Raw genomic sequence first — 23,288 nt, forward strand, 5'->3', positions numbered from 1 at the left:
AACGTGTCAAACACAACCTACCAAGGCCCGGTCCATTGGCGTTTGCTGGTCGGCTGGCTGGCCGAAGACGGCGTAATCGCCCCCAGCGAGCAGCAGCGCACCATCGCACGCTGTTCGCAGGCCGAAAGCGCCCAGCCCGCCCTGGTGCGCCTGGCCAGCGTGGCCATGCTGCGCGCCCGCGACGGCAAGCCGCTGGACATCGAGCTGCTGACCCAGTGGCTTGCAGGGCGCGCCGGGCTGCAGTACCTGCGCATCGACCCGCTGAAGGTGGAGGTGGGCAAGGTGGCCGACACCATGAGCGCGGTGTACGCCGAGCGCCACAAGGTGCTGCCGGTGCAGGTCACCACGGCCGAGGTGGTGGTGGCCACCAGCGAGCCGTTTTTGACCGACTGGGTGGCCGAGGTGGAGCGCCAGTCGCGCCGCACGGTGCGCCGGGTGGTGGCCAGCCCGCTGGAAATCCACAAGTTCACGGCCGAGTTTTACGCTCTGGCCAAGTCGGTCAAGGCGGTGCAAAAGGCCGGTGGCAACATCGGCGCGGGCAGCTTTGAACAGCTGGTGGAGCTAGGCAAGACCGCCAAGCAGCTCGATGCCAACGACCAGGGTGTCGTGCAGGTGGTGGACTGGCTGTGGCAGTACGCCTTCAACCAGCGCGCCAGCGACATCCACCTGGAGCCGCGCCGCGAGCAGGGCGTGATCCGCTTCCGCATCGACGGCGTGTTGCACCCGGTGTACCAAATGCCCATGAGCGTGATGAATGCCATGGTGGCCCGCATCAAGCTGCTGGGCCGCATGGACGTGGTGGAAAAGCGCCGCCCGCTGGATGGCCGCATCAAAACCCGCAACCCGCGCGGCGATGAGGTGGAAATGCGCCTGTCCACCCTGCCCACGGCGTTTGGCGAGAAGATGGTGATGCGCATTTTTGACCCCGACACCGCCGTGAAAGACCTGGACGCGCTGGGCTTCACCCCGCACGACGCCCAGCGCTGGGAGGCGCTGGTGAAGCGCCCGCACGGCATCATTCTGGTGACTGGTCCTACCGGCTCGGGCAAGACCACCACGCTGTACTCCACCCTGAAGCGCGTGGCCACCGAAGAGGTGAACGTCAGCACGGTGGAAGACCCGATCGAAATGATCGAGCCCAGTTTCAACCAGACCCAGGTGCAGCCCCAGCTCGACTTTGGCTTCACCGAAGGCCTGCGTGCCCTGATGCGGCAAGACCCGGACATCATCATGGTGGGCGAAATCCGCGACCTGGCCACGGCCGAGATGGCCATCCAGGCCGCGCTGACCGGCCACCTGGTGTTTTCTACCCTGCACACCAACGATGCGCCCTCGGCCCTCACCCGGCTGATGGAGCTGGGCGTGCCCGCCTACCTGCTCAACGCCACCGTGCTGGGCGTGCTGGCCCAGCGCCTGGTGCGCACCCTGTGCAAATCCTGCCGCGCCCCCGACGAGGCCCTGGCCCGAGAGACCCTGGGGGCTGCCATCAAGCCCTGGAAGATCAATGCCGGGTACACGCCTTACAAGCCCGTAGGCTGCGTGGACTGCCGCATGACCGGCTTCATGGGCCGCATGGGCGTGTACGAGCTGCTCAGCGTGACCGAGGCCTTCAAGGGCCTGGTCAACCAAAGCCCCAGCATCGACGCGCTGCGCCGCCAGGCCGTGGCCGACGGCATGCGCCCGCTGCGCCTGGCCGGTGCGCTGCGCGTGGCCGAGGGGCTGACCACGCTGGACGAGGTGCTGTCCACCACGCCGCCGCTGGAGTAATGCCGTTACACGGTCGGTGTCGCTTCCCGTAGCCGGACGAAGCGCTGCTCCACCACTTCCTGGCCCCATTGGCTGCCGGGTTCTTCTTGCGCCAGGACAAAGCCCAGGCTTTCGTACAGGCGGCGGGCGGCATCCAGCCCCTGGAAGGTCCAAAGGTGCACCTCTGCGCGCTCCTGCTGGTCACAGAACGCCAGGGCCTGCTGCAATAGTGCGTGGCCCACGCCCGACCCCCGCAAGCTCTCGTCCACGATGAACCAGCGCAGGTGGGCCATGTCGCCGCCCAGGCCTTCGCCGTCGATGGCAATCGAGCCCACGATGTGACCGTCCTGCATGGCCGTCCACAGCGCGTTGCAGGGCCGGTCCAGCCGGGCGGTGAATTCGGCCAAGCCGGTAGCCACTTGGCTCTCGAAAAACTGGCCGAAGCCGAAGTTGCGGGCATAGTAGCTTGCATGCATCTGCGCTACCCGTCCGATCACGCCGGGCTGGTATCCGCGCTCAATGCGGGTCTGCGCCGCAGTGCTGGTCGGGTGGCCCAGGCGCAGGGCCTCCAGCGCCTGGGCATAAGCGGCCAGCCCATCGCGCACCACGCTGTGTTGCGCCTTGGCCAAGGGGGCCAGGGCGGCGGCCACCTGCTGCTTGCCAAAGGCCTCTACCGCCGCCCAGGTGCGCTGGCCTTGCGGGGTCAGCGTCAGTGTCTTGGCGCGGCCATCGGCTCCGCTGGCACTTTCCTGCACCTCGTTTGCCTCCACCAGCTTGCGCACCATGCGGCTGACGCTGGATTTGTCGAGGTTCAGGATGTCGGCAAGCTGGGCGGCTGTGAGCGACTGCTGCCTGCCGATTTCCAGAATCGCGTGGACTGCCGACGGCGGGTAGTCCGTGGCCGCCAGTGTGGACTGCATAAAGCCCAGTTCGCGCACCATCTTGCGGGATGCGATGCGCACCGCATCGACCAGGGAAGGATGGATGCCAGACATGTTGAGGCCATCAAAAAAGGTTGCATCGTACAACTAGTTGGGTGGCGGTGCAATGTGTTGTATTGTGTGCGTATGCACACTACATCTGATCTGGAACAGTTTCTCGACACCCTGGCCCGCGCTGCCCGCCCCGGCGACCGGCTGCCACCGATACGCGATCTGATGCGCCGCTTTGGTGTCTCGCAAATGGTGGTGCAACGCGCATTCCAGAACCTCAAAACCCGGGGCTTGATTGACGCGCAGGTGGGCCGGGGGACGTACTTTTTGGCTGCCGGGGAGCCTACGGGCACGGTGGTGGCCCATGCCGCCTCGCGTTCGCCTGCGGGGCGCTCGGTGCTGCTGTTGCGCCGTTCGGTGAATCTGGCCCGTGGCCGTGTCTTGGTGGAGGGCTTGCAGAACCGCTTTACCGCCGATGGCGACCGGGTGCTGGGGGTTTCTTACACCGACCCGGCGCATGCGCTCACGGTCTTGCGGGGTTTGCCGCGCTTTGATGCTTGTGTGGTGCAGTCGTCTTTCAAAACTATCACCATCGCGTTGCTGGCCGCTTTGCGGGAGAAAAGCGAGGTGGTGGCAGTGGATGGCGCGGCGCTGGTGGGCGCAGACGTGGAGGCCGTGGGGATGGAATGGGGCGAGCCCTTGGCGCAGGCGGTTGGCTTGCTGCAGCAGCAAGGCCATAGCCGCATCGCCTATGCCTGCACCTCGCACCCGTTTCTGGCGACCCAGTTGGGGCGGCGGCGCTTTGATGCCCTGCAAGCCGCCTTGCCCGGCACCGTGCTGCAGGCCATCAGCCTGCCGCAGTTGCCAGACGAAAACTACGCCGCTGCACTCGTGGCGCAGCTGAAGGCCAGCCTGGACGCTGCCGGGCGGCTGCCGTTTACCGCCTTGGTGGTATGGGGTATCGAGGACGGCGGCCAGCTTCGCCGCCTGTTGGCGGACATCGGGGTGGACGTTCCTTCGGCATTGAGCGTGGTGTTGCTGGGGCGTACCGATCTGGCCAGCGAGCACGCCGACTTCTTTGACACGCTGGGCTGCAGCGTTGCGGACCAGATCGACGCGCTGTACCAGGCCATCCAGGCACGGTGGGCCAACCCCGCGCTGCCCTATGGCGTGAAGTTGATTCCCGTCACCCGCCGGGCGGGGCAGTCTGTGGCTATGCCATCACCCGCTTGACGGTATCGACCGTGATGGCCACTGACGCGCCCACGTAGTTGCTGGCCACCAGGCTTTGCGCCAGGTCGGGTGGCAGGCCGTGCTGGCGGAACAGCGGATGCTCGGCAATGCAGGTCAGGAAGGGCAGGCTGTCGGATTGGGCGCGCTGCGCGGCCTCGTACAGCAGGTGGTGGGCTTCGTGCCGCCCCATCGACTGGGTCAGGCGCATCATCGCGGCCTCCGAGGCGATCAGGCCGTTGGTGAGCTCCAGGTTTCTGCGCATGGCTTCGGGATAGACAACCAGGCCTTGCGCCAGGCGGCTGAGCGTTTCGGCCACCGAGGTGGCGATGATGGCGATCTCGGGCAGCAGCGTATCGGTAACGTTGGACGACGAAGAGTCGCCCTCGTCCATGCGCACCATGGCTTCCAGCGCGGTGGGTACACGTGCGCGCAGCATGCGGCTGAGGCTGATCAGCAGCAGCGCGGTCGCCGGGTTGCGTTTTTGCGCCATCGTCGAGCTGCCCACCTTGCCCATATGGAAAGCTTCGGCCACTTCGCCAATCTCGGTGCGCTGCATGAAGACAATGTCTTGGGCCATTTTTTGCACCGTGCCTGCCAGCAGGCCCAGCGCGCTGGTGTAGTCGCTGGCGCGGTCGTAGGATCCCCGCATCGGTAGCCCGGCGGGTTGCAGGCCCAGTTGTGCCGCCAACTTCGATTCAACGGCACGGCCTGCGCTGCCCATGGCGGCGAACGTGCCAATCGCGCCCCCCAGGCAGGCCACGAAGGACGGGGCCAGGCGCTGCTGCAGGCGGCTGCGGTCCCGGTCCAGCTCGTCGATCCAGCCTGCCAGTTTGAAGCCAAAGGTCATGGGCAGGGCGTGTTGTCCGTGGGTGCGGCCGGGCATCACGGTGGCCTGGTGTTCTAGCGCCAGCGTGCCGAATGCGGCGATGGCGGCATCCAGGTGGCCGATCAGCAGGCGGTGCGTCTCCAGCATCTGCAGCGCATTGGCGGTATCGAAGATGTTCTGGGTGGTGGCCCCCCAGTGGATGAAGCCCGCAGCGGGTTCGCCGCACAGGGCTTCGAACTGGTGCAGCACGGGCACCAGGGGATGCTGTGCAAACGCAATGTCGCGCGCCAGGCGGGGCACATCGAACAGGCTGGCATCGGCCTTCTCGGCAATGGTCTGCGCAGCGGCGGCAGGGATGATGCCCAGCTCGGCCTGGGCCTGGGCGAGTGCCGCTTCCACATCCAGCCAGGCCTGCAGGGTGGCGACATCGCTCCAGATGCGCTTGGCATAGCTGCTGAACCAATGGCCCGTGATGAACGATTCAAACATACCGATCTGCATGGAGAGCTCCTGTGGGGATGAAGGACTAGGTTGATACATATTGTATTTATGTGCATGCTGTAAAACCATTGTTTTATATGTATTTTATGGGATTTTAGGGTTTGTACTTACAATATTTATTGTATCAATTGTATTTGTCCTGAATATACTTGAGGCATCAGTGAATGGTGCTGGTACACACCCATAGCAAAAAGGACTCGCCATGGAACGCAGGATGTTGAATAAGTTGCTCGCACTCGCCGCAGGTGCATGCCTGTGCGGTACCGGCTTTGCGCAATCGGACAAGCCCATTTCTCTGGTGGTGGGTTATTCGGCGGGAGGTAGCGCCGACTTTGTGGCACGGGTGGTGGGAACCGAGCTGTCCAAACGCCTGGGGCGCACCGTGATCGTCGAGAACGTGGTGGGCGGCAGCGGCATGATTGCGGTGCAAAAGCTGCTCAACGGACCTACCGACGGCAGCATCGTCTACATGGGCGGTACCGACACGGTGGTCGTGCCCATGGTCAACCCGAAGGTCAAGCTCGACTGGGAAAAAGACCTGCAGCCCATCGGTCGCATGACGACGGTGCCGATGGTCTTTGCAGTGCCCACCCAGGCACCCTTCGCTACCCTGGCCGATTTGCTCGGTGCCTTGCGCAAGCGCGGCAAAGAAAGCTTCAACTACGCCACACCGGGTGTGGGCACGATGCAGCATGTTTTTGGTTCGCTGATCAACAAGCAGGCCAAGATCGAGATGCTGCACGTACCCTACCGGGGTGGTGCCCAGATTGCCAACGACCTGGTCGGTGGCCAGGTCGATAGCGCGGTGCTGGTGCTGTCCACGGCGATGCCGTTTCTCAAAGAAGGCAAGATCAAGGCGCTGTCGATTTCCGACACCATCCGCGCGCCGCAACTGCCCAATGTGAAACGCATTGGCGAGGAAGAGGGCTTCAACGGCATGTCGCTGCCGCTGTGGCAGGGTCTGTTCGTCAAGGCGGGCACCCCTGCCGCCACCTTGGCGGTGTTGGAAAAGGCTTTGCTTGAAGCCGTGGCACAGCCCGAGGTGCGGACCAAGCTCGCGGAGGCCGGTGTGACCGCTGCCCCCCTGGCCGGACAGGAGTTTCGCGCCTTCATCAAGCCGCAAGCTGTGTTGTACCGAGACATCGTGACCAGCGGAAAAATCACGGTGGACTGAGGCGCGCGCGCGACCGAGATGCCCTCTACCACGCCGCCGCTGGAATAACAGCTATGTAGTTTCCCTCACGTTTACCCTAGGGTCAACCCGCACAAGCCACGGCACGTCGTACAACCATAATCGCGCCACAGGTATTTTTGTTTCTGGCGTGTAACTTTTTTGGGAGGACAGTACGTGTTAATTAAAAGTCAGAAAGACTTCTTTTCGGGGCTCATGTTCATGGGTGTGGGTGTGGCGTTTGCGTGGGGGGCCACCACCTACACCGTAGGCACCGGTGCCCGCATGGGGCCGGGCTACTTTCCGCTGGTGCTGGGCGTGGTGATGGCGATTTTGGGTGCCATCATCACCTTCAAGGCGCTGGTCACCGAGACCGAGAGCGGCGACAAGATCGGCAAATGGGCCTGGCGTCCGGTGTTCTTCATCCTGGGTGCCAATCTGGCATTTGGCGTGCTGCTGGGTGGCTTGCCCAGTGTCGGCGTGCCCGCCATGGGCTTGATCATCGCCATCTACGCGCTGACGCTGATTGCCGCCAAGGCGGGCGAAAAGTTTGTGCTGCGCGACGTGCTGATTCTGGCCACCGCGCTGGCCATCGGCAGCTACCTCGCCTTCATCTTGCTGCTCAAGCTGCAGATCCAGGTCTGGCCCACGTTCATCACAGGTTAAGAGGTTTCCATGGATTTGCTAGCTAATTTGTCGCTCGGCTTCGGCGTTGCGTTCACCCCCATCAACCTGATGTATGCGTTGGTGGGTTGTATTTTGGGCACCTTGATTGGCGTGCTGCCCGGCATTGGCCCGGTGGCCACCATCGCCATGCTGTTGCCTGCCACGTATGCCTTGCCGCCGGTGTCGGCGCTGATCATGCTGGCCGGTATCTACTACGGTGCGCAGTACGGTGGCTCCACCACCGCTATTTTGGTGAATCTACCGGGGGAGTCGTCCTCGGTGGTCACGGCGATTGACGGGTACCAGATGGCCCGACAGGGCCGAGCGGGGCCGGCGTTGGCGGCTGCGGGTATTGGCTCGTTCTTCGCGGGTTCGGTGGGTACGCTGATTCTGGCGGCCTTTGCACCTCCGCTGACCGAAATCGCCTTCAAGTTCGGCCCGGCCGAATACTTCTCGCTGATGGTCTTGGGCCTGATCGGTGCGGTGGTGCTGGCTTCGGGCTCGCTGCTCAAGGCGGTGGCCATGATTTTGCTGGGCCTGTTGATCGGCCTGGTGGGTACCGACGTGAACTCGGGCGTGGCCCGCTTCAGCTTCGACATTCCTGAACTGACCGACGGCCTGGGCTTTGTGGCCATCGCCATGGGTGTGTTCGGCTACGGCGAAATCATCAGCAACCTGGCCCAGCCCGAGGATGACCGCGAGGTGTTCACCGCCAAGATCAGCGGCATGTTCCCCACCAAGCAGGACTTCAAGGACATGCTGCCCGCCATGCTGCGCGGCACTACGCTGGGTTCGGCCCTGGGCATCTTGCCCGGTGGCGGTGCCTTGCTGGCCTCGTTTGCCAGCTACGCGCTGGAAAAGAAGATGAAGATGAAGCCCGGTGAAGTGGCTTTCGGCAAGGGCAATATCCGTGGTGTGGCGGGCCCCGAGTCGGCCAACAACGCCGGTGCGCAAACCTCGTTCATTCCGCTGCTGACGCTGGGCATTCCGCCCAACGCCGTGATGGCGCTGATGGTGGGTGCCATGACCATCCACAACATCCAGCCCGGCCCGCAGGTAATGACCAGCAACCCCGAGCTGTTCTGGGGGCTGATTGCCTCGATGTGGATCGGCAATCTGATGCTGGTGATCTTGAACCTGCCGCTGATCGGCATGTGGATCAAGCTGCTGTCGGTGCCTTACCGCTTTCTGTTCCCGTCCATCGTGCTGTTCTGCGCGATTGGCGTGTACTCCACCAACAACAACACCTTTGACATCTGGCTGGTGGCGGGCTTTGGCTTCCTGGGCTATTTGTTCAACAAGCTGGGTTGCGAGCCTGCACCGCTGTTGCTGGGCTTGATTCTGGGCCCGATGATGGAGGAAAACTTGCGCCGCGCACTGCTGTTGTCGCGTGGCGACTGGAGCGTGTTTGTCACCCGTGGCCTGTCGGCCAGCCTGTTGGCGGTGGCGGCCCTGATGATCATCATCGTGCTGCTGCCTGCGGTGAAGAGCAAGCGCGAAGAAGCGTTTGTGGAAGACTGAAGTCGCTCCCACTTACCAAAAACGGCACACAAGCGGCACCTTAGGGTGCCGTTTTTTTTGGGCAGCAGGGGCATCGCCATTGGCTATGCGGCGGCACCGTCGTTGTACCTAAAATGGGCCTCTCACGCTTATTACATCGGCACCAGTGGCTACAAAAAACAGAGCATCCGGCTTACTGCTCGCCCTCATCGGCTCCGTCGCCTTCAGCGGCAAAGCCATCATCGTCAAGCTGGCCTACCGTTTTGGGGTGGATGCGGTCACGCTCATCATGTACCGCATGCTGTTTGCGCTGCCCATCTTTGCGGTGATGGCCTGGTGGGCCAGCCGGGGCAAGCCGCCGTTGACTGCCAAGGATTGGTGGGGCGTGCTGGGCCTGGGCTTTACCGGCTACTACCTGGCCAGTTTTCTGGACTTTGCGGGTTTGGGCTACATCAGTGCCTCGCTGGAGCGGCTCATCCTGTACCTGAACCCCACCCTGGTGGTGCTGCTGGGCTGGGTGCTGTACCGCAAATCCATCACCCGCACCCAGGCCCTGGGCATGGCCGTGTGCTATTGCGGTGTGGTGCTGGTGTTTGGCCACGAAATCAATTTGCAGGGTGCGAACGCCGGCCTGGGCGCGGCACTGGTGTTCGGCAGCGCCATCAGCTACGCCATCTACCTGGTGTACAGCGGGCAGATGGTGCAGCGCCTGGGCTCGTTGCGCCTGGTGGGCCTGGCGACCACCGTGGCGTGTTTGCTGTGCCTGTTGCAGTTTGTGCTGCTGCGCCCCATGTCGGCAGCCCATGTCGCGCCCGAAGTGCTATGGCTGTCGGTGCTGAACGCCACCGCCTGCACTGCCGCCCCGGTGCTGATGGTGATGATGGCCATCGAGCGCCTGGGCTCGGGTTTGACCGCGCAGGTGGGCATGGTGGGGCCGCTGTCCACCATTTTGATGGGCGTGGTGATTTTGGGCGAACCGTTTACGGCCTGGGTGGCTGCGGGTACGGTGCTGGTGGTGGCTGGGATTTATGTTTTTACGCGCTCTGGACGGCAGGCTTCTCCCTAGTTTAGGGGATGCGGGTGCGGGCGCGCGTGGCTAATCTGGCGGCATTCCACCACCGGAGAATCGCATGCAAACCCGTTTTGTTTTTCGTTACCTTGCCGTTCCCATGGCCGTAATGGCCCTGATAGGCTGCGCAACTGAGCGCAAAGCTATTTCACTAGGTCTGAGCCAGTTAGGCACGGAGGAGCAGGTGGATGCCGGCTCTTGGTTTAATAACCTGCAACACCGCCGTTCGTACAGCATCACTGGGCAAGGAGCGGCCGATGTGGTGGGCTTGGCGAGCACCGACCCCGATCCCCCTTTGCTTCCCAAGTTGAGGTTGTCCCGCGACCGTTTGCCCGATAACTTGGCCTTGCGCCTTTCGCCAGACTGCTCATTTGTCGCCACGGTGGACTACACCAACACCGATTTGAAAGCCAAGACTGTCGTCGATGCACGCGCGGCTTTGGGTGAGGTGTCTGCTTTGTCTGCAGAGATCGCCGAAGTGGTGGCGCACCAGGGCATTCTGGCCATGTTGGGACAATCCTACAGCGAATCGACCCAAGCCGCCGAAGCCTCCAAGCAAGCAGATGCCATCGCCACGACTGCGAAGCAGGGGGCAGACAGCGCCGCCTTGGCTACCGCCACCACGGCAGCGGCTACAGCCAAGGCCGCCAGCGAACAGGCGAGCGCGTTTGCTGCCAACTACCAAAAATCGATTTTGTCGGCATGGCCCGATCCCCGTGGATTGAAAGATGCCAAGGATGTGGAGGACAGCATCAAGAATGGGAATGTCCAACTGGTGGCGTTGGTAGCAGACCAAGCCAAGGCCCAATATAAGTTGGATACGGCACTGAATACGCCAGGCCTCTTGGTATCCCGCTGGGCACTGGCCGATAAAAAGGTGACTGCCGTGGGCGTGGCCGATGTGGCAGGCTTTCGCAGCCAGAGCGAGGACCGACAAAACGGTTTCCTGTTGTTGGGCAATCCCCGCGTACTGACCCTGGTGGTTGGCGATGATTTCTTATGGCGCGCCTGCAAGGCAAATGGGGCGAATTGCAAACAATGGGATTCAAAAAGTGACGCATTGGTGGACTACAAGCCATCCTCCCCTCGTACCGGCATGGACACCGCTATCGCGGCCAAGAAGCAATACATCACTACCTATCAGTTGCTGGCCCAGTATCTGGAGTGGACGGAAGACCGCAGCGAGCAGCGATCTCGCCAGATACAGGTACGCATCGACCAGCTGCTCACCGCACTTCAGCCCTTGGCCGGGGCGGGCAGCGTGGTGAGTCGATTGGCCCAGATTAAGTTGGAGGTGCAGCATGCCTCTAGCCTGTCGCTCAGCGCATCGAATTCGGGCTTGATGGAAAAGCCGCTGGTGACGGTAGACCGCTTTAGTTTTGCTTCCGATGGCGAGCATTACAAGTCCATAGAGAACCAATTTTTGACGCAAAAGAATTACGCGCGTGTCATCTCCATGCGCACCACTTTGGACAACTATGTGACCAGTGCCTTCCACTCCGTGGTGGTGCCCACTACCCCGATCACCCATTGCAGCGGTCCTACGATGCGGCAGGCGGACAGCTTGTCTGCCCTGAAAAAGCAGTGCGAGACAAAGGCCAACACGGAAGAGATAGCCGCCTGCCAGAAAAAATTTAACGACTTCGAGATGGGCTTGAGCAGTTGGCTAAAGCCCTGATCCCGAGCACCACCTATGATCCTTGGTGCGGGCCACCGTAGCGCCCGCGCAAAGGAAACATGATGGATTTGGGAATCGCGGGCCGCTGGGCCCTGGTGTGCGGGGCCAGCAAGGGCCTGGGGCTGGGCTGTGCGCAGGCGCTGGTGCGCGAGGGGGTGAACGTGCTGATCGTCGCGCGCGGTGCCGCCGTGCTGGAGGCTGCTACTACGCAATTAATAGCTGATTACGCTGATGGAATGGGCGTGAGCGTGCTATTTTGTGCCGCAGATATCACCACGCCCGAGGGCCGGGCGGCGGTGTTTGCCATCCGCTCCGACTTCGACATCGTGGTCACCAACGCGGGTGGTCCGCCCACCGGCGATTTCCGCAGCTGGGACCGCGACACCTGGATCAAGGCGGTGGATGCCAACATGCTGACCCCCATCGAGCTCATCAAGGCCACGGTGGATGGCATGGCGGCGCGCGGCTTTGGGCGCATCGTCAACATCACCAGCAGCGCGGTGAAGTCGCCCATCGATGTGCTGGGCCTGAGCAACGGCGCGCGCAGCGGGCTGACGGGTTTTGTGGCCGGGGTGGCGCGCAGCCCGCTGGCCGGGCAGGGCGTGACCATCAACAACCTGCTGCCCGGTGCTTTTGACACCGACCGCCTGCGCGGCAACATGCAAGGCGCAGCGGTCAAGACCGGGCAAAGCGTGGAGGTGCTGGCCGATGCGCGCCGCCAGGCCATTCCGGCAAAGCGATTTGGCACGCCCGATGAGTTCGGGGCCATCTGCGCCTTTTTGTGCAGCGCACATGCCGGCTACATCACCGGGCAGAACGTGCTGGCCGATGGTGGCGCTTATCCCGGGACTTTTTGAATACGCAGTTTTCCAGTTTCAGGGCCTTTTTTTGACCCTGAAAATGGCATTCCGTGCTTATGGAATGGGCGTGAGAAGCTCCTGTTTTTGATGTCAAAAATAGGAGCTAGGCTTATACGGGATTGCGCAGCGCCTCCAAAGCCTCGGCCACCTCGTCCAGGCTGACACCGTCGGCGGGTTGCAAGCTACCCAGGGCGGCTGTGCCTTCCGCCTGCAACTGGCGGATGGCCGTGCCTGCGTCTTTGGGTGCGGCAAACCCGGCACTCAGCAGTAACAAGCGGCCCTGGGCATCCACCAGCTTGAAGTGGAATAGCCCGTCGGCCTCGCGGTACTGCTTGAAGCTGGGCAGAGCTGCCTTGGTTACCTTGGCAGTTTTTTGCGTGGCCTGGGCGTTCAGGTCGCGCAGGCCCACGGCGTGGCGCAGTTGGGCGATGAACGGGGTGGCCGTCTGGCGGGCCTTGGCGGCACCGGCACGCAGAATGGTTTCCACCTCGCCGGGGTTGTCCATGTAGCGCTGGTAGGCCTCGCGCATCGGGGCGACTTCCTGGTCGATGCGCTCGAACAGCACCTGCTTGGCATCGCCCCAGGCGATGCCGTCGGCATAGGCCTGGCGCAGGGTGGCGGTTTCTGCTTCGCTGGCGAAGGCCTGGTAGATCTCGAACAGGGCCGAGCTCTCGGTGTCCTTGGCTTCGCCAGGGGCGCGCGAGTCGGTCACGATGCTGGCAATCAGCTTGCGCAGCTCGGCACGCGGTGCGAACAGCGGAATCGTGTTGTCGTAGCTCTTGCTCATCTTGCGGCCATCCAGGCCGGGCAGGGTGGCCACCGACTCTTCGATCAGCGCCTCGGGCAGCACAAAGTAGTCACCCTTGTAGGCGTGGTTGAAGCGCTGGGCGATGTCGCGGGCCATCTCGATGTGCTGGATCTGGTCACGGCCCACCGGCACCTTGTGCGCGTTGAACATCACGATGTCGGCGGCCATCAGCACCGGGTACATGAACAGCCCGGCGTTGATCTCGGCATCGGGGTCGGCCTGGGCAGCAACGTTCTTGTCCACCGAGGCCTTGTAGGCATGGGCGCGGTTGAGCAGGCCCTTGGCCGTCATGCAGGTCAGCAGCCAGGTGAGCTCGGGGATCTCGGGGATGTCGGACTGGCGGTAGAAAGCCACGCGGTTCGGGTCCAGTCCGGCGGCCAGCCAGCTGGCGGCAATCTCCAGGGTGGAACGCTGGATGCGCGCCGGGTCGTCGGTCTTGATCAGCGCGTGGTAGTCGGCCAGAAAGTAGAAGCTCTCGACACCGGTGGCCAGGCTGGCGCGCACCGACGGGCGGATGGAGCCCACGTAGTTGCCCAAATGGGGTGTGCCGGAGGTGGTGATGCCGGTCAGGACGCGGGTGATCTCAGGGGAGGTAGTCATAAACAATTAGCGGATCAGGAAGGACAGCGGGCTCAGCAAAATCTCCAGCAGGCCAAAGGTCAGGCCCATCACCGGCTGCATCCACAGCGTGCTGACGATGCCCGCAATCACCAGGCCCATGACGATGAAAAAGCCCCAGGGCTCGATGCGCGACACCAGTACCGCCTGGCGGTAGGGCAGCAGCCCCACCAGAATGCGGCCCCCGTCCAGTGGCGGCAGCGGGAACAGGTTGAAGGCGAACATCACCACATTGACCAGCATGCCCGCCTTGCACATCTTCAGGAAAAACGGTTCGGTAGTGCCGGTGGCCACCAGCAGATACATCAGCACGCCCCACAAAAAGGCCTGGATCAGATTGGCCCCCGGGCCCGCCAAGGCCACCCACACCATGTCGCGCTTGGGGTTGCGCAGGTTGCCAAAGTTGACCGGCACCGGCTTGGCGTAGCCAAACAGAAAGGTGCCCGAGGTGGCGAAGTACAGCATCAGCGGCATCAGGATGGTGCCGACCGGGTCGATGTGCGACACCGGGTTGAGGGTGATGCGGCCCAGCCGCGCGGCGGTGTTGTCGCCAAAGTAGCGGGCCACATAGCCGTGGGCGGCTTCGTGTGCCGTGATGGCAAACAGCACGGGCAGGGCGTAGACCATGACGGTCTGGATCAGGTTGGCAATATCCACGGGGTTTTCTTTAAAAAATTACAGGCCGATGGCGGCCAGGTCACCGCGCCCTTGGCGGACCAGCACCGGGTCGCCGCCAGTGCCCATCTCGGTCAGGTCGATCACGGTGGTGGGCTCCAGCGGGCAGGCACCGGCATCCAGTACGGCGGCAATCTGGTGTTCGAACAGGTCGCGGATGGCGTGCGCGTCGTTCAGCGGCTCGGTCTCGCCCGGCGGAATCAGCGTGGTGGCCAGCAGCGGCGCACCGTGCAACTCCAGCAGGGCCTGCAGGGTTTTGTGGTCGGGCACGCGCAGGCCGATGGTCTTGCGCGAGGGGTGGCTCAGGCGGCGCGGCACTTCCTTGCTGGCTTCCAGAATGAAGGTGTAGGGGCCGGGCGTGGCGGCCTTGAGCAGGCGGTATTGCTTGTTGTCTACCCGTGCGTAGTTGGCCAGCTCGCTGAGGTCGCGGCACAGCAGGGTCAGGTGGTGCTTGTCGTCCACACCGCGGGTGCGGCGCAGCAGGTCCGCGGCGGCCTTGTCGTCCAGGTGGCACACCAGCGCGTAGCTGGAGTCGGTGGGCACCGCCACCAGTTTGCCCTGGCCCAGCAGGGCCACGGTTTGCTTGAGCAGGCGGATCTGCGGGTTGTCGGGGTGGATTTCGAAGTGCTGGGCCATAGGGTTGTGATTTTAAGATTCGGTGGGTAGCACGGTGATGCGGCTTTCCCGCACCGTGAGCCAGGCCCCGGCGGCACCGCACACGGCCACCAAAATGATGCCCAGCGTGGCCCACAGGTCGGGCACGTGGTCAAACACCAGCCAGCCGCCCAGCATGGCAAAGCCGATCTGCACATACAAAAACGGCATCAGCGTGGCCGCCGGGCTGCGGGTGTAGGCCAGGATCAGCAGCAGGTGGCCCACGCTGGCGGTTACGCCCATCACCACCATACCTAGCCACAAATGCCAGTCGGTGATGGTTTCCCAAAAGAAGGGCACGGCCAGCGAGGCCACCAGGGTGCCAATCCAGCCGGTGTAGAAATGCATGGTCAAGGGGTCTTCGGTGCGGGCCAGGCGGCTGGTCAGCACCTGGAACCAGGCATTGCAGGCCACCACCGCCAGCGGCAGCAGCATGGCCCAGGCAAAGGTGTCGCCGCCGGGCCGGATGATCACCATCGTGCCCACAAAGCCGCCCGCCACCAGCATCCAGCGCAGGCCCGACACGCGCTCGCCCAGCACTGCGGCTATCAGGGTAATGACCAGCGGGGTGATCATCACGATGGCGGTGAACTCGCCGACCGGCATGAATTTCAGGCTCAGAAACGCAAACACGCTGGTCAATAGCAGCAGCACGCCGCGCAGAAGCTGAAATTTGGGGTGGGCAGTGCGCAACAGGGCCTGCCCGCGCAGGGGCAGCATGGTGGCGCTGGTCACCACGGCCTGGAAGGCGTAGCGGAACCACAGCGCCATCAGCAAGGGCACGCTGGCGGTGGTCCATTTGGTGGTGGTGTCCAGCACGGCAAAACACGCCACCGCCGCTACCACCAGCGCAATGCCGGCCAGCGCAGAGCCGGGGCGGCTCACTGGATGCGGTCCGCCAGCAGTTCCCACACGGGTGTGAGATCGCCTGGCAGGTAGGGCAGGGTGCCCAGGTCGGTGTGGCTTTCCAGTGGGCTGTGGAAGTCGCTGCCGCGCGAGGCGGCCAGGCCGAATTCACGGGCCACGTCGGCGTATTCGGTGTATTCGGCCACCGTGTGGCTGCCGGTGACCACCTCTACGCCCTGGCCGCCGTGGGCCTTGAATTCGCTGAACAGCGCGTACTCTTCATTGGCGGTAAATTTGTAGCGGCCTGGGTGGGCAATCACGGCGATGCCGCCGGTCTGGGTGATCCAGCTGACAGCATCCTTCAGCGCCGCCCAGCGGTGCGGTACATAGCCGGGTTTGCCTTCGGTGAGGTATTTGCGAAACACCTCGTAGGTGTCGGTGCAGGCACCCGACTCCACCAGAAAGCGGGCGAAATGGGTACGCGAAATCAGCTCGGGGTTACCAACGAACTTGAGCGCGCCCTCAAAAGCGTTGGGAATGCCCACAGCCGCCAGGCCCGCCGCCATTTCCATGGCGCGCGGCCCCCGGCCATTGCGCGTGGCCAGCAGGCCCTGGCGCATCAGCGGGCTGTCAGCATCAAAACCCAGCCCGACGATGTGCACGGTTTCACGCGCAAAGGTCACCGAAATCTCGGCCCCGGTCAGGTACTTCATGCCATGGGCCTTGGCGGCTGCGGCGGCACGCTGCTGGCCGCCCACCTCGTCGTGGTCGGTCAGGGCCCACAGCTCGACGCCGTTGGCGCTGGCGCGGGCCGCGAGTTGTTCGGGAGTGAGCGTGCCGTCGGAGACGACCGAGTGGCAATGGAGGTCGGCGTTGAGTATGGAGGTCACGGATCGATTTTAGGCGGTATGGGTTTTCCCTGCCCCTGGGTGGCCATTCGGCCGCGCATAAAAAAACCCGCCGGATGAGGGCGGGTTTTTTGGAGGGTACAAAGACCCGTCTGAATTACTTCAGCTTGATTTCTTTGTAGTCCACATGCTTGCGAGCTTTGGGATCAAACTTGCTGATCAACATTTTCTCGGGCATGGTTTTCTTGTTTTTGGTCGTGGTGTAGAAGTGACCAGTTCCGGCTGTAGATTCCAGCTTGATTTTTTCGCGTCCGCCTTTGGTTGCCATGATTCAGCTCCTTATGCTTGGCCACGTGCGCGCAGATCGGCGAGCACAGAGTCGATACCGTTTTTGTCGATCAAACGCAGACCGGCGTTGGAGATGCGCAAGCGGATCCAACGGTTTTCTGTTTCGACCCAGAAGCGGCGGTATTGCAGGTTCGGCAGGAACCGACGTTTGGTTTTGTTGTTGGCGTGGGAGACATTGTTCCCCGTCATCGGGCCTTTGCCCGTTACTTCGCATACGCGTGCCATGAGGACACTCCAATCAGAGCCGGGGCAGCAGACAAGCCATCCCAGCCAATTAACGGCAGAAGCCGCACCTCGCCATCCATGAAGGTGGCGGTAATGTAATTTACCGAGCCGTGCCGCTTTTTGACGAGCAACAAAATTCAGTAAAGCCCGCGATTATAGCCTTATATCTAATTTAGACGTTAGATGGACCATAGACATGAAAAAGCCCGCTGCTTTTGACAGCAGCGGGCTTTTGGGTATGTGGTGCCGGAGAGATGAATCGAACACCCGACCTTCTCATTACGAATGAGCTGCTCTACCGACTGAGCTACACCGGCACATTAGCCTCGAATTATAGCTTGCCGAAATAGGCCTCTGCCTGGGCGACTTCATTTTTGGAGCCCAGCACCACGCTCACGCGCTCGTGGAGCTTTTGCGGCACGATGTCGAGGATGCGCTGGGTGCCGGTGCTGGCGGCACCACCGGCCTGCTCGACCAGCCAGCCCATGGGGTTGGCTTCGTACATCAGGCGCAGCTTGCCGGGCTTGCCGGGCTCGCGCTTGTCCCAGGGGTAGAGGAAGATGCCGCCGCGCGTCAAGATGCGGTGCACGTCGGTAACCATGCTGGCAATCCAGCGCATGTTGAAGTCTTTGCCGCGCGGGCCTTCCGCGCCTTGCAGGCAGTCATCGATGTAGCGTTTCACTGGCGCGTCCCAGTGGCGCATATTGCTCATGTTGATGGCAAATTCTTGCGTGTCTGCCGGGATCTGGACGTTTTCGTGGGTCAGGAAGAACGAGCCCTGTTCGCGGTCCAGGGTGAACATGGCGACACCGTTGCCCACCGTCAGCACCAGCGTGGTTTGCGGGCCGTAGAGGCAGTAGCCTGCGGCGACCTGGTTCTTGCCGGGCTGGAAGAAGTCTTGCTCGACCACGGCTTCATCGCCCTTGGGCTTTTTCAGCACGCTGAAGATGGTGCCGATGCTGACGTTCACGTCGATGTTGCTGGAGCCGTCCAGGGGGTCGAAGAGCAGCAGGTATTCGCCCTGTGGGTAGCCGTTGGGCACGGCGTGGATTTCTTCCATTTCTTCCGAGGCCATGGCTGCCAGGTGGCCGCCCCATTCGTTGGCTTCGATGAGTACTTCGTTGGCGATGATGTCCAGCTTTTTCTGGATTTCGCCCTGCACGTTTTCCGATTCGGCCGAGCCCAGCACGCCGCCGAGCGCGCCTTTGTTGACGGCGTGGCTGATGCCTTTGCAGGCGCGGGCCACGACTTCGATCAGCAGGCGCAGCTGCGACGGGATCAGCCCGTCCACGCGTTGCTGTTCAACCAGGTAGCGGGTGAGAGAGATGTGTTGCGACATGGGATTCCTTATGTTTAGTCGGCGATTGCGCGGGAAACCACCTCGCGCACGTCGTTGCTGAGATCGGCCTTGGCGGCCACGCGGCCCAGCGCTTCGCGGGCGGCGGTGCGGTAGGGTTCGGCCAGGTTTTTCCAGCGGTCCAGGGCGCGCGCCAGGCGGGCTGCCACTTGCGGATTGATGCCGTCGAGCTCGATGACGCGCTCGCTCCAGAATACATAGCCTGCCGCATCCTTGCGGTGGAAAGCCCCGGGGTTGGCGCTGCAGTAGCTGAACACCACGCTGCGGGCGCGATTCGGGTTGCGCAGGCTGAAGTCGGGGTGCTTGAGCAACTGGCGCACGGCGGGCAGGATGTCGCCATTGCGGTCGGTAGCACCGGCTTGCAGGGCAAACCATTTGTCCAGCACCAGCGGCTCGTCCTTAAACAGGGCGTGGAAGCGGGGCAGGGCCTGCGCCGCCAGCGGGTGGCCGCTGGAGACCAGGGCGCTGAGCGCGTTGAAGCGGTCGGTCATATTGCCCGCGTCTTTGAAGCGCTGCAGCGATTTGCCGGGCCAGACCGCGTCGCCGCTGGCCTGTGCGGCCAGGCACAGCTGGCTCAGGGCCATGCCGGTCAGGGCGCGGCGGCCGCTGGACAGCGGGTCGGGCGAGTAGGCCCCGGTATCGCTGTAGGTGGCGTAGACCCAGGCCCAGTCTTCTGCCAGGGCCTGCGCCAGCTGGCTGCGCATGGCTTCGCGCACTGCGTGGATGCGCTGCGGATCGACCACGTCCAGCTGCTCGGCCAGGTAGGTTTCGGACGGCAGGGTCAGCACCAGTTCCTTGAAGGCGGCATCCAGATCGGGGTGGCGCAACACGCTGCGCATGGCCTCGATATAGGCATCGTTTAGGGGTTTAGCGCTTGTATTATCTGCGCTTCCAGCTATTAATGTAATAGCAGATCGCACAGCCAGGCGTTGCCCGGCTTCCCAGCGGTTAAAGGCATCGGTGTCATGCGCCAGCAGGGTGAGCAGTTGTGCGTCGGTGTAGTCGAACGCCAGCACCACCGGGGCCGAGAAGCCGCGCAGGATGCTGGGCACGGGCTCGGCATCCAGGTTGACGAAGGTCAGCGTTTCCTCGGCCTGCGACATCACGAAGGTGTAGGGCGCGGCAAGCGTGGAGCCGTCGGCGCTGTGCAGCGCGAGTTCGGTGCCGTCTTGCGCCAGCAGGCCCAGGCCAATCGGGAGCACGAACGGCTCTTTGGCAGCCTGGCCTGGGGTGGGTGCGCAGCTTTGCGCCAAGGTAAGCGTGTAGCTGCGCGAGGCTGCGTCATACACGCCAGAGGCCTGCACGCGCGGCGTACCGGCCTGGCTGTACCAGCGCTTGAACTGGGGCAGCAGGCGCGCCAGGTCGGACTGCGGGTTGGCATCGGCAATCGCCTGGGCGAAATCGTCGCAGGTTACGGCCTGGCCGTCGAAGCGCTCGAAGTACAGGGTCATGCCCTTGGCGAAGCCGTCACGCCCCACCAAGGTTTGCATCATGCGCACCACCTCGGCACCTTTTTCGTAGATGGTGACGGTGTAGAAGTTGTTGATCTCGATGTAGCTGTCGGGCCGCACCGGGTGGGCCATGGGGCCTGCATCTTCGGGGAACTGGGCGGTGCGCAGCACGCGCACGTCTTCGATGCGCTTGACGGCCTTGGCGGACGGGTCGCGGCACAGGTCCAGGCTGAATTCCTGGTCGCGGAAGACCGTCAGGCCCTCTTTGAGGCTCAGCTGGAACCAGTCGCGGCAGGTGACGCGGTTGCCGCTCCAGTTGTGGAAGTACTCGTGGCCCACCACTGACTCGATGTTGGCGAAGTCGGTGTCCGTGGCGGTGGCCTGGTTGGCCAGCACGTACTTGGTGTTGAAGATGTTCAGGCCCTTGTTTTCCATCGCGCCCATGTTGAAGTCGCTGGTGGCGACGATCATGAAGCGTTCCAGGTCCAGCGGCAGGTTGAAGCGGGCTTCGTCCCAGGCAATGGAGGCCATCAGCGAATGCATGGCGTGCTCGGTCTTGTCCAGGTCGCCGGGGCGCACAAACACCTGCAGCAGGTGATCTTTGCCGTTGCGCGCGGTGATGCGCTGCTCACGGCTCACCAGTTGGCCAGCCACCAGCGCAAACAGGTAGCAGGGCTTGCGGAACGGGTCTTCCCACTTGGCGAAGTGGCGGCCATCGTCCAAGGGGCCCTGGTCTACCAGGTTGCCGTTGCTCAGCAGCACGGGGTACTTGGCCCGGTCGGCGCGCAGCACCACGGTGTAGGTGGCCATCACGTCCGGGCGGTCCAGGAAGTAGGTGATGCGGCGAAAGCCCTCGGCCTCGCACTGGGTGAAAAAGGTGTCGTTGCTGACGAACAGGCCCATCAGCTTGGTGTTCTTGATGGGGGCGCAGGTGGTGAAGATTTCCAGGTCGAAGCTGCCGTCCTCGGGCAGGTTTTCTAGCACCAACTGGCTACCCTCCAGCTTGAACGAGGCCCCGCCGCCATTGACCAGCACGCGGGCCAGGTTCAGCTCTTCGCCGTCCAGACGCAGCGCCTGTGCGGGCACATCGGGGTTGCGGCGCATGCGCATCTTGTTGAGCACGCGCGTCTTGGCCGGGTCCAGGTCAAAGCACAGCTCCACCGTGTCGATCCAGAAAGCAGGCGCGGTGTAGTCGGCCCGGTGGATGGCTGTCGCCTGTCCTTCACGGTACATGGAGGGTCTCCAAAAAATTCGATTGCAAAAGTTCTTCGTAATTGTGCACAGTGGCGATGACGTGCGGCCCGGCCAGCTCTTCGGGCGTGTTGCTGGTGCAGATGCCCACGGCCCGCATCCCGGCGCGGCGTGCAGCTTCTATGCCAAAGGGTGCGTCTTCGAACACGATGCAGTGCTCGGGCGCAATGCCCAAGCGCTGTGCTGCTGCTAAAAAGATAGCAGGCGTAGGCTTGCCACTGAGGCCCTCGTCACCGCGCGCAGTCGCATCGGGCGGCGGGTTCATCTGCAAATGGCCCAGGGCAAATTCCACATTGTGGATGTCGCCCGCCGTGCCCACCGCCACTTTCAGGCCACGCGCCCGGGTGGCCTGGTAGAAGGCGGTGAAGCCCGGCACTTCCTTGAAAATCGGCCCAAAGATGTCGCGGTAGAGCTGCTCTTTCTCGTGCACCAGGGCCCAGGCCTGGGCCTCATCCATGTCGGGCTGGTCGAGGATCAGGCGCACACACTCCAGGCCGGTACGGCCCGTGGTGCGGCGCATCAGCTCGCCGATCTCCATGGCCACACCGTGCTTCTGGGCAAAGTCCAGCCAGGTGGAGGTGTGGTGCGGCATGGAGTCGACCATGGTGCCGTCCATGTCGAAGATGATGGCTTTGGTGGGTTGCGAGAGAAGAGCTTGCATTACACGCCTTGCTTGAGAGAGGCTTCAATAAAGATGTCCAGGTCGCCATCCAGCACCTTCTGGGTGGCCGAGACTTCGACGTTGGTGCGCAAATCCTTGATGCGGCTGTTGTCTAGCACGTAGCTGCGGATCTGGTGGCCCCAGCCTACGTCGGTCTTGGTGTCTTCCAGTTTTTGCTGGGCTTCTTGCTGTTTGCGCAGTTCGAAGTCGTACAGGCGGCTGCGCAGGCGCTTCCAGGCCACGTCGCGGTTGCTGTGCTGGCTGCGGCCGTCCTGGCACTGGACCACGATGCCGGTGGGGATGTGCGTCAGGCGCACGGCCGAGTCGGTCTTGTTGATGTGCTGGCCGCCTGCGCCGCTGGCGCGGAAGGTGTCGGTGCGCACGTCGCTGGGGTTGATGTCGATCTCGATGGAGTCGTCCACTTCGGGGTAGACGAAGACGCTGGCAAAGCTGGTGTGGCGGCCGCCCGAGCTGTCGAACGGGCTTTTGCGCACCAGGCGGTGCACGCCGGTCTCGGTGCGCAGCAGGCCAAAGGCGTATTCGCCCTCGATCTTGATGGTCGCGCCCTTGATGCCGGCGGTGTCGCCGTCGGTGATGTCTTCCACCGTGGCGGTAAAGCCCTTGCGTTCGGCGTAGCGCAGGTACTGGCGCAGCAGCATGCTGGCCCAGTCGCAGGCTTCCGTGCCACCGGCACCGGCCTGGATGTCCAGGAAGCAGGGCAGGGGGTCGGCCGGGTTGTTGAACATGCGGCGGAATTCGAGGGCTTCAACCTCGGTGGCCAGCCCAGCGGTTTCGGTTTCGATGGTGACCAGGCCGTCTTCGTCGGCATCGATCTTCGACATTTCGAACAGTTCGGTGTTGTCGGCCAGCTCACGGGTGAGCTTGTCCAGCGACAGCACGACCGCGTCGAGCGACTTCTTTTCCTTGCCCAGCTCTTGGGCCTTTTTCGGGTCGTTCCAGACGCTGGGGTCTTCTAGCGAGGCATTGACGGTGCGCAGGCGTTCGGCTTTGGCATCGACGTCAAAGATACCTCCGGAGGTCTTCCGTGCGCACGCTCAGGGTGCTGAGTTGGTTGCCAATGGTGTTGATACGTTCTGCGTCCATGAGATTCTTCCTTGGGGTGTGTGCACGGGTCTGGGGCACGGCACGGGGGTGCAGCGCTGACAAGTGGGCATCGGGTGGCTAATCGCATATTTTCTCATGCCCCCGGGCCCGGTTCGAGGGGGCGGTGGCCTCCCGCAGGATGCAGCGCATCCGCCCGCCTGGGCCGGTGGTTTTTGCTTTTTAAAACCGTGCTGGGGGGCGGAATGGGTCACGGAAAATGGTTTTTTGAAACACAATGTATCTCCATAGTAGCGTGGTGT

Annotated in this window: 21 protein-coding genes and 1 tRNA gene; 8 read left to right on the forward strand and 14 right to left on the reverse strand. The window is 63.0% G+C overall.

Translation table 11 applies throughout. The features are described 5' to 3' along the window. Positions 1 to 3: 3 nt before the first annotated feature. Positions 4 to 1,767 carry a type IV pilus assembly ATPase TfpB gene (gene tfpB / locus AC097O_RS07075; RefSeq protein WP_479592142.1) on the forward strand — a complete coding sequence of 588 codons (1,764 nt, stop codon included), beginning with the start codon at positions 4 to 6 and terminating at the stop codon, positions 1,765 to 1,767. A gap of 5 nt (positions 1,768 to 1,772) precedes the next feature. Here tfpB and AC097O_RS07080 read toward each other — a convergent pair whose 3' ends face one another. Continuing rightward, complete coding sequence (locus AC097O_RS07080) at positions 1,773 to 2,741, reverse strand: bifunctional helix-turn-helix transcriptional regulator/GNAT family N-acetyltransferase (protein WP_479592143.1); 969 nt, start codon at positions 2,739 to 2,741, stop codon at positions 1,773 to 1,775. 72 nt (positions 2,742 to 2,813) lie between these two features. On the opposite strand from AC097O_RS07080, the gene AC097O_RS07085 reads away from it, so the two are divergent. Further along, positions 2,814 to 3,911: a GntR family transcriptional regulator gene (locus AC097O_RS07085; protein ID WP_479592144.1), complete on the forward strand. Its 1,098-nt coding sequence runs from the start codon at positions 2,814 to 2,816 to the stop codon at positions 3,909 to 3,911. On the opposite strand, the gene AC097O_RS07090 is transcribed toward AC097O_RS07085, so the two are convergent. Continuing rightward, positions 3,892 to 5,238, reverse strand: a complete 1,347-nt coding sequence (locus AC097O_RS07090; protein ID WP_479592145.1) for a class-II fumarase/aspartase family protein — start codon at positions 5,236 to 5,238, stop codon at positions 3,892 to 3,894. The genes AC097O_RS07085 and AC097O_RS07090 overlap by 20 nt on opposite strands. 214 nt (positions 5,239 to 5,452) lie before the next feature. Here AC097O_RS07090 and AC097O_RS07095 point away from each other — a divergent pair, with 214 nt between their 5' ends. The 6 genes from AC097O_RS07095 (at position 5,453) to AC097O_RS07120 (ending at position 12,179) form a co-directional block, all read left to right on the forward strand. Continuing rightward, complete coding sequence (locus AC097O_RS07095; protein ID WP_479592146.1) at positions 5,453 to 6,412, forward strand: Bug family tripartite tricarboxylate transporter substrate binding protein; 960 nt, start codon at positions 5,453 to 5,455, stop codon at positions 6,410 to 6,412. 174 nt (positions 6,413 to 6,586) lie between these two features. Further along, positions 6,587 to 7,075: a tripartite tricarboxylate transporter TctB family protein gene (locus AC097O_RS07100; protein ID WP_479592147.1), complete on the forward strand. Its 489-nt coding sequence runs from the start codon at positions 6,587 to 6,589 to the stop codon at positions 7,073 to 7,075. A gap of 9 nt (positions 7,076 to 7,084) precedes the next feature. Next, positions 7,085 to 8,596 (forward strand): tripartite tricarboxylate transporter permease, encoded by a 1,512-nt coding sequence (locus AC097O_RS07105; protein WP_479592148.1) that lies wholly within the window; start codon positions 7,085 to 7,087, stop codon positions 8,594 to 8,596. Positions 8,597 to 8,741: 145 nt separating this feature from the next. After that, a complete protein-coding gene (locus AC097O_RS07110; protein WP_479592149.1) occupies positions 8,742 to 9,641 on the forward strand; it encodes a DMT family transporter in 900 nt (299 codons plus the stop codon). Between the two features lie 64 nt (positions 9,642 to 9,705). Next, complete coding sequence (locus tag AC097O_RS07115) at positions 9,706 to 11,322, forward strand: hypothetical protein (protein ID WP_479592150.1); 1,617 nt, start codon at positions 9,706 to 9,708, stop codon at positions 11,320 to 11,322. Between the two features lie 62 nt (positions 11,323 to 11,384). Further along, a complete protein-coding gene (locus tag AC097O_RS07120) occupies positions 11,385 to 12,179 on the forward strand; it encodes an SDR family oxidoreductase (RefSeq protein ID WP_479592151.1) in 795 nt (264 codons plus the stop codon). Positions 12,180 to 12,291: 112 nt separating this feature from the next. Here the strand turns inward: AC097O_RS07120 and AC097O_RS07125 are convergent, their stop codons facing one another. The 12 genes from AC097O_RS07125 to prfB all read right to left on the reverse strand — a co-directional run bounded on the left by AC097O_RS07125 (position 12,292) and on the right by prfB (position 23,028). After that, on the reverse strand, positions 12,292 to 13,590 hold the full coding sequence (locus AC097O_RS07125) for a tryptophan--tRNA ligase (RefSeq protein ID WP_479592152.1): 1,299 nt from the start codon (positions 13,588 to 13,590) through the stop codon (positions 12,292 to 12,294). Positions 13,591 to 13,596: 6 nt separating this feature from the next. Next, complete coding sequence (locus AC097O_RS07130) at positions 13,597 to 14,265, reverse strand: site-2 protease family protein (RefSeq protein WP_479592153.1); 669 nt, start codon at positions 14,263 to 14,265, stop codon at positions 13,597 to 13,599. An 18-nt stretch (positions 14,266 to 14,283) separates the two neighbouring features. Continuing rightward, on the reverse strand, positions 14,284 to 14,919 hold the full coding sequence (locus AC097O_RS07135) for an L-threonylcarbamoyladenylate synthase (RefSeq protein ID WP_479592154.1): 636 nt from the start codon (positions 14,917 to 14,919) through the stop codon (positions 14,284 to 14,286). Positions 14,920 to 14,931: 12 nt separating this feature from the next. Continuing rightward, entirely contained in the window at positions 14,932 to 15,822 is an 891-nt protein-coding gene (locus AC097O_RS07140; RefSeq protein ID WP_479592155.1) for a DMT family transporter, read from the reverse strand. Further along, positions 15,819 to 16,673: a 3',5'-nucleoside bisphosphate phosphatase gene (locus AC097O_RS07145; RefSeq protein ID WP_479592156.1), complete on the reverse strand. Its 855-nt coding sequence runs from the start codon at positions 16,671 to 16,673 to the stop codon at positions 15,819 to 15,821. Before AC097O_RS07145 ends, AC097O_RS07140 begins: the two co-directional genes overlap by 4 nt. 115 nt (positions 16,674 to 16,788) lie before the next feature. After that, positions 16,789 to 16,959: a 50S ribosomal protein L33 gene (gene rpmG, locus AC097O_RS07150; RefSeq protein ID WP_076198758.1), complete on the reverse strand. Its 171-nt coding sequence runs from the start codon at positions 16,957 to 16,959 to the stop codon at positions 16,789 to 16,791. Between the two features lie 11 nt (positions 16,960 to 16,970). Then, the gene (gene rpmB / locus AC097O_RS07155) at positions 16,971 to 17,204 is read right to left on the reverse strand and encodes a 50S ribosomal protein L28 (protein ID WP_295958977.1); all 234 of its coding nucleotides are present in this window, start codon (positions 17,202 to 17,204) and stop codon (positions 16,971 to 16,973) included. Between the two features lie 241 nt (positions 17,205 to 17,445). After that, a tRNA-Thr gene (locus tag AC097O_RS07160) sits at positions 17,446 to 17,521 on the reverse strand. Between the two features lie 14 nt (positions 17,522 to 17,535). Further along, positions 17,536 to 18,543, reverse strand: coding sequence for a class 1 fructose-bisphosphatase (locus tag AC097O_RS07165; RefSeq protein ID WP_479592157.1), 1,008 nt, complete (start codon positions 18,541 to 18,543; stop codon positions 17,536 to 17,538). Positions 18,544 to 18,557: 14 nt separating this feature from the next. After that, positions 18,558 to 21,245 carry an aminopeptidase N gene (gene pepN / locus AC097O_RS07170; RefSeq protein ID WP_479592158.1) on the reverse strand — a complete coding sequence of 896 codons (2,688 nt, stop codon included), beginning with the start codon at positions 21,243 to 21,245 and terminating at the stop codon, positions 18,558 to 18,560. Continuing rightward, positions 21,235 to 21,924 (reverse strand): HAD family hydrolase, encoded by a 690-nt coding sequence (locus AC097O_RS07175; RefSeq protein ID WP_479592159.1) that lies wholly within the window; start codon positions 21,922 to 21,924, stop codon positions 21,235 to 21,237. Before AC097O_RS07175 ends, pepN begins: the two co-directional genes overlap by 11 nt. Beyond that, a protein-coding gene (gene prfB, locus AC097O_RS07180; RefSeq protein WP_479592160.1) for a peptide chain release factor 2 occupies positions 21,924 to 23,028 on the reverse strand; the annotation gives its coding sequence in 2 pieces (ribosomal slippage) (positions 21,924 to 22,946 and positions 22,948 to 23,028; 1,104 coding nt in all). Before prfB ends, AC097O_RS07175 begins: the two co-directional genes overlap by 1 nt. Between the last annotated feature and the right edge of the window lie 260 nt (positions 23,029 to 23,288).

This window comes from Rhodoferax sp. LS1P39 (genome assembly GCF_056521425.1).